The sequence below is a fragment of the Phytoactinopolyspora endophytica genome (genome assembly GCF_004138495.1).
Taxonomy (GTDB): domain Bacteria; phylum Actinomycetota; class Actinomycetes; order Jiangellales; family Jiangellaceae; genus Phytoactinopolyspora; species Phytoactinopolyspora endophytica.
In genome coordinates this window covers 144,968-146,597 of sequence record NZ_ML142866.1, presented here as the reverse complement: position 1 = coordinate 146,597, position 1,630 = coordinate 144,968, and the positions used below count along the sequence as shown (strand labels likewise).

Below are 1,630 nucleotides of genomic sequence, written 5' to 3'. Positions count from 1 at the left end.
GGACGCTGACCTCATAGGCCGCGCAGATTGGGACAGAGGATCTCCAGGCGGCGGGTTGCGCTGAGTATGCCAAGCTCGGTCGGTCTGTGGCCCGGTTGGGCTTGAGCCTGGCGATCCTTTGTCCCAATCTGCGCGACTCTAGGTGATGTTTGGTATCGAAGTCGCGATCTTCAGATGCCGGGCAGGGCGAGCATGCGATCCAGAGCGACGCGAGCCCAATGAGCCGTGTCCGGGTCCACCTCGATCCGGTTGACCACGTGGCCGTCGGCCAGGCTCTCCATAGCCCACACCAGGTGCGGCAGGTCGATCCGGTTCATCGTGGAGCAGAAGCAGACGTTCCGGTCGAGGAAGACGACGTTCTTGTCCGGGTGCCGCTCAGCCAGCCGCTTGACCAGGTTCAGCTCGGTGCCCACCGCCCAGGCCGAGCCGGACGGAGCCTCGGCGATGGTCTTGATGATGTACTCGGTGGAGCCGATGTAGTCGGCGCTGGTCACCACCTCGTACTTGCACTCCGGGTGGACCAGCACGTTGATGCCCGGCACCTTCTCGCGCACGTCGGCGACCGAGTCGGCGGTGAACTTGCCGTGTACCGAGCAGTGGCCCCGCCACAGCAGCATGCGGGCGTTGCGCAGCTGCTCGTCGGTCACGCCGAAGCCGGGCTTATGCGGGTCGATGAGCACGCAGTCGTCCAGCGACATGCCCATCTCGAGCACCGCGGTGTTGCGGCCCAGATGCTGGTCGGGCAGGAACAGGGCCTTCTCGCCCCGCTCGAATGCCCACTCCAGGGCGCGTTTGGCGTTGCTGGAGGTGCAGACGGCGCCGCCGTTGCGGCCGACGAACGCCTTGATGTCGGCCGAGGAGTTCATGTATGTGATGGGCACCGTGGACGCCGTGACACCGGCGTCGGCCAAGCGTGCCCAGGCATCTTCGACCTGGATCAGCCGCGCCATATCGGCCATGGAGCAGCCTGCGGCGAGGTCGGGCAGGATGACCTGTTGATGATCGCTGGTCAAGATGTCCGCGGACTCGGCCATGAAGTGCACGCCGCAGAAGATGACGTACTCCGCTTCGGGCCGTGCGGCGGCGTCCTTGGCCAGTTTGAACGAGTCTCCCGTGACATCGGCGAACTGGATGACCTCGTCGCGCTGGTAGTGGTGCCCCAGCAGGAAGGCGCGGTCACCAAGCGCCTCGCGGGCGGCGCGAGCGCGTTCGACGAGTTCCGGGTCGCTGGCAGCTGGGAGGTCGCCGGGACACTCGACGCCACGTTCGGTGGCGGGGTCCGCGTTGCGTCCCAGCAGCAGTAACGGCAGGGGGGTTTGAGGCGAGCTCTGCGTGACGGTCACGGCTCTTTCGTCCTTCTTCCGGCGGGGGTCACAGGCCTCGACGTCATCATCTTGCCCGCAGCCCGCGTTGTCTCGACGTTGGCGTCAACACACGTAGGACAGCTGGTATGCCCCGTTGCGCCCGGCTTCTCGCTCACTTTGCGATGTCAGCCCGCTGAGCTTTGCTCGTCACCGTGGCGCAGCACCATCGTCGCACGACGTTAACCGAGCGGCACGGAGGGGACATAAGGAACGGGCGGTCGCATGTGCCGGAATGCGAGACAGCCGTCTCGCTCAATGCGCAGACC

At 65.8% G+C, this 1,630-nt stretch carries 1 protein-coding gene; it reads right to left on the bottom strand.

The genetic code is table 11. The features are described from left to right. Nucleotides 1-170: 170 nt before the first annotated feature. Complete coding sequence (nadA, locus tag ELR45_RS27590; protein WP_129669182.1) at nucleotides 171-1,343, bottom strand: quinolinate synthase NadA; 1,173 nt, start codon at nucleotides 1,341-1,343, stop codon at nucleotides 171-173. Nucleotides 1,344-1,630 lie beyond the last annotated feature (287 nt).